The following is a 6,701-nucleotide window of genomic DNA, read 5'->3' on the forward strand; positions in this document are numbered from 1 at the left end:
CCCAAACCTGAGGTAAACTGAGTAGGTGCAAACCGTATCCACCTTTCTGTAACAGGCTTTTGTACGCTTTGTTTTAGATACCCATAGGTTTTATATAAAGCCAATTTCTGCTCTATGGCTTCTTTTCCTCTATTTTCTCAAAAAGGAAGCTGAAAACGCGCACCGAGGCGATGTCTGCTGGTCTTTTGCGCAGGGTGATGGTTTTCAGGTCATCGGTGATCTCAATTTCCCCGGCGTAGACGGTTTTGCCCCCCTCTTTGGGCATCTCCACATCCGTAGGAATCCAGCCGGAGATCTGGGAAGACCGCTGCCACAAACTGAACGGACTTGCCTGCTCCGTTTTGCCGTGCTCCACATACACCTTGTACCGGCCATTGTCCAGGCCCTGCAACGATACCTGCACCACCGGAACCGCGTCAATGTCAATCTTGGCGGTCCAGGAATCAGAAGGCTTCAGCCCGAACACGATGGAGGGTTCCTGGTAGTCGGCGGTAGCCAGCCAGTAAAGGGAATACACCATGCCCTGAGGCGTTAATTTATGCCGCTCCGGAAGCTTAGTGATCTTGTCGTCAATCCTGATGTCTGCGTTCTCAAACTGAGGTTGATCGGCGTAAAACAACCCCACAGAGGTATAGTCTGTTTTGACGTTGGTTTTGGCCTCGGGCTGGTGCTCTATCGTGAGCCTGAGCGAGTCATTGAAGTTCAGTTTATCTGAGAGATAGAAACGGTAGCCGCCGGTGCGGGAGGTCATAAGGTCATAGGCCAAAGCTCCGTGAATAGGCAAGCTAAACCCTTTGTCCCATTTGTCGGTGACCGCATACCAGCCGCCGTTGAAGTAGTCTTCTGAGCCGGTGCCGTGCAGTTTCAGCTTCCCGTCAATAAAGGCGCGGTCATCGCCCTCAAAATAATAGGTGCTGCCCTCTTCCAGCCCCTGGGTCTGCAGAATGGTGCCAATGTAATGCCCCCGGCCTTTCACGTTGGAGATCAAATGCGGAACGGCCTGCGGTATGTTATACTGCCTTCTGGCCTGCGCGTACAGTTTACCTTCAGTAGCAGGGTTTCTCTTGTCCTCTGTGTAATAAATGGTGCCTGAGATAAGGATTTCCTCCGGATCACCGGCCATCCCTTTGTCGTACTTCAATTGCAGATCCGCTGATCCGTCCACGGGCATGGGCAGGTACGAGTACAGCTTGTTTTGGTCAGAACCTAGCAGCATGGATTGCATGGCCGGCTTCCCAAACGCAAACCCGAAGAAATTGTGCAAGGGTAGCTCCAGCGCGTTCTTTTGTTCATTGTCCCAGCGGGCGGTCAACAGCACTTTGTGGTAGGCTTGCAGCAGGTCGCTACCGGCGCCAAGCTCTATTCCTATAATGCGCCCGCCTTGCTTCATGCTGAAGAGAGAAGCCTCGGAGCCCTTCCGCAGCACCACATTTACTTTCTGGGACTTTACTTTATTCCCATACAGCAGGAGGGGGGAAGCTTGTTTTCCCCAGGCAGCTGCGATTTTCTGCAGATCGTCTTTGTGCTGATTAAGAAGAGCCGTTGAGAACGAGCCCATTTTCTCTTTTTTCTCCAGAGTGCGGTACTGCAATTGATGAAAACGCAGGTTCTTGCCCGTGTAAATGATCTTCAGTGATTTCTCGTAGGGGATGGGCAGATAGCAATAGAATCCTCCCAGCTGGCTGCCGGAGAGCGGGGCCACAAACGGGAATTGCTTCCCGTTGAAGAGGTTGATGAACGGGATGCTGATTCTGGGCTTCTTTTCCCCGTCAAAGTAGAATTTAACGGTGTCGGCCTCAGGGGTAGGGGTCCAGATGCGGTTCACAACGCCGGGGCCTTTCAGGTCGGCGAGGACCAGTCCCCCGGGTTCTTTCCTGATGGCCGAGTATTTCCCCGAGAACCCATCGTCATTGCCCCCGGTACGGTCATAGCTGGATAGTTGCTCCATCCCGCCCGAGCGGTACAAAGGAAGCCGGGAGATATCTGCGAGGTTGAGCAACTCCCGGCGGTAGTTGTCATTCTGCGCAGACGCATTCAAAAAAGCACCAAAGAAAAGGACGGTAATCAATAGTTGTTTCATCATGTACGGGTTAGGTAAATGGTTATTGATGTATGCTTTCCTGAACAAGGCTTCCTCCGGCGGTGCATGTAAGCCGAATAACTATGGCGCGGGTTTTAAGGCTGTTTTTTCGATAATTGTAGTTTACGGTTCTGGGTAAAATGGGGCTGCTGGCCGAGGCTGGCGTTTACAGCTTATGGAGCGCCAGCAACTGATTACCTGAGCCTGGTTTATTGTTTAGAGACTTCAACACTTGCCACCGTTTGCCAATTGGCAATAACCTGGTCATAAAAGGGTTCCTCATCAGATCCGCCTTTCCAGATCACATACATCAGGCTATTGTCTTTCCCGGCGTAACTTCTTGCAGTCTGCAGTAACTCTGTTGAGATGTCTGATAATACTTTGTCTAAGTTGAAGTTGAAAGTCACACGATATTTGTCTGAAGAATCAATGGTTATATCCGGGACCTGAAGGTTCGCCTCAAAGGGGTAGGAGCTGCCCACTACTACACTATCTCTTCCGCCTTTGGTATTGATGAAGGTCCCTCTCAGGTTAAAAGCCATTTCAGATTTGTCTGACTTACGGGCGAACAGCTTTACCTTCACATCTTTGTAAGCGCCGGCGGGCAATTGAATTACTCCTGTTAAAGCATCTGCATTAAAAAGATTGATGTTCTTTTCAACAAAGATGGTAGTGTCAAGCAGGTGGCTGGTTTTCCCCTCAAATGCAATTTTCTCCACATAAATAGTTGCAGCTGACCACTCAACAGCCACGGAACCTAGTGGGGTAATAGATTTAGTGTCTGTCTTCTTGACGCCAGAGCCTGAGGCTTTCGCGAAATAAGATACAGTCCCATTGCCATCTGCCTTTTTTACAAGGATGTCTTCTTCTTTACAAGATGTTAGTATGGATAATGCCAGCAATATGATAAGGCCAAGTTGAGAGGATATAGGTCTCACGGTAAGTATTAGTTTCTAAATTATAGTTTAAATGTATGAAGAAGCTTTGGGAGAGTGCTGTTGCTCTGTTTAGATTTTAGTTATAGTCATCTTCATTGTTTTAGTAGGTATAATGGTTTGGCTGGAGAGCGTTTTAAGGCTTTTTAGATGATGTTGAAGCCTGTTCTTTTTATTATGCTAGAGGTTTAAATACTTCTTTACTGCTTTGTACTGCGCGTCTACCACGGCCTGGTTATGCCCGTGTGCAGCACCTGGCACCAGTACGTACTCTTTTTTCGGAGCCTTCACTTTCTCGAAATATGCTTTGGTAAGTTCTTTAGGGGTGAGAATATCTTCCTCGCCCTGAATGAAGTACACCGGGATTTTATAGCGTAGGCCATCTTCCATGAAATTCAACCCGGCCATCATAGACTTTATCCCCATTTTTTTATGGCCGGCAGAGTAAAGGAAAGAATAATCGTCGCCATTGTACCTGTCTTTGGCGTCCTTTTCATTATCATAGGCGCTTGCCAGTTTCCACCAGGAGGCAGGGGCTGGGTTGGAGTTCTGCCTTTCGTACTTTTTGATGACGCGCATCAGCTGTCCTTCTTTCCTGGCATCCTCATATGGGGGTGGGCCCAAGGCCTTCAGCTTATCTAGAGACTCCTGGTCTTTGGCGTTCTGCGCCATTTCAGATACTCTGCTGTAGGCGTGCGCAAACCCTTCATAGAAATTTACAACCTGGGAGTGGCCTATGTAGGCAGAGAAAAGGTCTGGGCGGGCAAGAGCCATCTTTGCGCCCAGCACAGAGCCCCAGGAGGTCCCTACAAGGGCTATTTTCCGTTTGCCTAAGTGTCTGGTCAGGTACTCAGTGAGCTCAATTCCATCGGCGGTCATTTGCTCTAAGGTCAGAGGATTCTCCATCCAGTAGTCCTCGGTGACGGTATCAGGGGCATTGCGGCCGAAGGTTCTTCCCGCTCCCCGTTGGTCCCAGTACACCAGCACGAAGTCCTTTTTCCAGTAGCCGTAGATGGCATCATCATACTGGCTCATGGTACTGCCGGGCCCACCGTGCAGAAACAGGATAGCGGGTTTGGACTGGTCGTCCCCGCTGATGGTCACCCACTGCTCAATACCGCCAATTGTCACAAACTTTTCCTCCTTGATTGGCTTTGCTTGTGCGGCTAACCTGCTTGAAATCAGAGAAACAAATATAATTAGTAAAAATGGATGCTTCATATTTAGGTAAGACTCGGAATAGGTAATTATGACTAAAGAGCAATAGAATGTTTACACAATGTTAGCAGGAGCCTTTTTCAAGTGTATGTTTTAAATTTTAAGATTATTGAGAATGTCCCAATGCTAAATAATGAAGAAGTAAAATAAAATGTAAGACTTTCTAATATGTCGGGTGACTCAAGATGGCCGTAATAATCGTCGTAACCATAGATGGCTCCCAAGGCTAAATCTGTAAACAACAGGCCTCCAAGCATTGAGAGGCTTACGATAAGCAAACTAAAGATTAATTTTTCAGCGATTGTTAGCTTGTCGGTAGGAATGAGATAGATTATTGTGGTGATAAAGAATATTGAAAAGTATAATAGGTAAGGTGGGTATTGGTAATGCAAATAAGTAAACGGAGACTTTACTAGAAATGTAGTAGCCACCAAAGTTGTTGTAATAATCAAAAACCTGTATTTGTTTACTATTCCAATCAAGTTTGACTGCATCCAAAAAATTAATTTCTTATTAAAATTTCTGCCAACTTTCTAGGATAAACGACGGGTGAGGCCGTCGGCCGAAGCATAGCTTGTGTACATTGTTGAGTGAAGATTTTATTTTAGTTTCTCAACCGGTGTCATGTCGCGTATATAGAATATGCCATCAAAAACATCTGACCAGTTTCCGGTGCTGTACATTTGCCTGCTTTTCATCTTGAATGTTTCGCTATAGTTTGGCTGGAGCGCCCTGAATTTCTTCCAGTCTATGAAACCGTAGCTTACGCTATCGTCTATCCAAGTCTCAAACCCATCTTTGAAAGGTTTGCCTACCGGCATCACTTTGGTTCCGGAATTATTGGCATATTGCCCGTCTCGTGAATTGAATCCAATTACATAGGTGGTTGCAGAGTTGCGGCTGTTTTTGTTGAAGATGGTACCCATCCAGTTGATGGAAGCATCCCTTTTTGCTTTCAGAGCCGTATCTGCGTTCTTCATGATATGGGAGTTGGCTGCCCATACTATTATTTTCCCATTTGGGTATTTGCTATCCACAAGCCATTGAAGGTTTCTAGCCATTTGCGCATCCCTGATATTATAACTGGAAACGGACTTTTCATAAACGTAGAGCTGATTTGCGAACTCCCTTGCATTTTCAAGTGCCAGATAGGTGAAATCTGTAGAATATTGCTGGCCAAGCTGAGCCAATACTGTATCGATAGTCAAAGCAAGCCCTATCATCCACTCCCTACTCTCTTTATCCTTTCCAACCCAGTTCTTGAGTCTTTCTATGTTGGGGAGAAATTCATTATGGTATCGGTTCGTCTTGGTGAACGTATGTCTATTTCTCCGTAGATAGAAATCTATGCTGTCTTTTAAGTTGGAATTACTGAAATGATAGCCGATTTGGCTGTCAAACCCGGAAACCTCCAGGGGAGTTTTCGTCTGGTAGGTAGTGGGGATATAAGAGTAGAATAACTCGCTGCATTGTTTATTGGAGGGCCATACGCCATGCAGGTTCTTCCTGAAAAAATCTTTAATAGCACCGCTATTCTTTGTCACGTTCCCCCAACCAGCATTAAGAGCAAAGAAGTCAGCCTCAAATGCCAACACATTGAACCCTTTCTTTTCGTGAAGGTACTTGATGAGCCTACTTTTGGCTAGCATAGTCGCACCGTCACCGTGGCTCTGTTCCCCGAGCATCACAATTCTTGAAGTACCTATAGCGGCGCCAATTGCCTCTAGGTCTGAATAATCTGTGGAATCAGGTGAGATACTTTTTATTGAGACTAAGTGATTCTGAACATACTCTTCGGCTTTCTTTTGCCCGAAGCCTTTCAATGATATGGAAAGCAAAAATGAAACTAAAAGGATTCTAATCATATATTTAAATTTTCACTCAACGTGCTGATATAGCAGATGGCAAGGTTTTAGCCGAAGCATGACTGCTATACTTTGTTGGCAAGTTTTGTTTTTAATCGCCTAAACAGATGATTTTTTCATTGGTTTTGTTAGCAATGTCAATCATACTAACCCACTTCTCTAATTTCTGGATAACGTCTTTTCTTGTTAGTACTTTGAAAATGTCCATTTTTTCAGGTTGTAATTGAGTCCCAGTATAAACTTACCACTGAATTTCTTTTTGTGCTTTAACCCTTTCTATTTCACCGACTAATAGTTGACGCAACTTGAGTAAGCTTCCATTAGAAAATTCAGAATCAGCATATAAGTCAAGCATTTCTCCTGTTTCCTTTACCAGCTTTTCAAAAAGTGGATACAAGTGCCAATAATCAGCGTCTCCGCCTTCAAAGCTAATTGATTGCTCTTTATTGTTTTTAGGAGCTTTGCCATTTACAGTAATGGTAATGTCTAAAGTCATTTCTATACTTTCAATTTTTGCCAACGGCCGCGTGTATGCAAAGCCCGCAGCGAAGCAAGGGTTTTGTATACACTGTGTTGGCTGACGAAATTATTTATTCAGTCTAC

The 6,701-nt window shown here is 45.7% G+C and carries 5 protein-coding genes; all 5 read right to left on the bottom strand.

Features of this window, described 5'->3' with window-relative positions:
- Window positions 1-112: 112 nt before the first annotated feature.
- Entirely contained in the window at window positions 113-2,083 is a 1,971-nt protein-coding gene (locus J3P34_RS19090) for a glycoside hydrolase family 172 protein (protein WP_210490182.1), read from the bottom strand.
- Window positions 2,084-2,289: 206 nt separating this feature from the next.
- A complete protein-coding gene (locus J3P34_RS19095; protein ID WP_210490183.1) occupies window positions 2,290-2,982 on the bottom strand; it encodes a hypothetical protein in 693 nt (230 codons plus the stop codon).
- A gap of 213 nt (window positions 2,983-3,195) precedes the next feature.
- A complete protein-coding gene (locus tag J3P34_RS19100) occupies window positions 3,196-4,146 on the bottom strand; it encodes an alpha/beta hydrolase (RefSeq protein WP_210490184.1) in 951 nt (316 codons plus the stop codon).
- A 686-nt stretch (window positions 4,147-4,832) separates the two neighbouring features.
- Window positions 4,833-6,098, bottom strand: a complete 1,266-nt coding sequence (locus J3P34_RS19105; protein ID WP_210490186.1) for an erythromycin esterase family protein — start codon at window positions 6,096-6,098, stop codon at window positions 4,833-4,835.
- Between the two features lie 241 nt (window positions 6,099-6,339).
- Window positions 6,340-6,618, bottom strand: coding sequence for a hypothetical protein (locus tag J3P34_RS19110; RefSeq protein ID WP_210490187.1), 279 nt, complete (start codon window positions 6,616-6,618; stop codon window positions 6,340-6,342).
- Between the last annotated feature and the right edge of the window lie 83 nt (window positions 6,619-6,701).

This window comes from Rufibacter aurantiacus, assembly GCF_017916345.1.
Lineage (GTDB): Bacteria > Bacteroidota > Bacteroidia > Cytophagales > Hymenobacteraceae > Nibribacter > Nibribacter roseolus.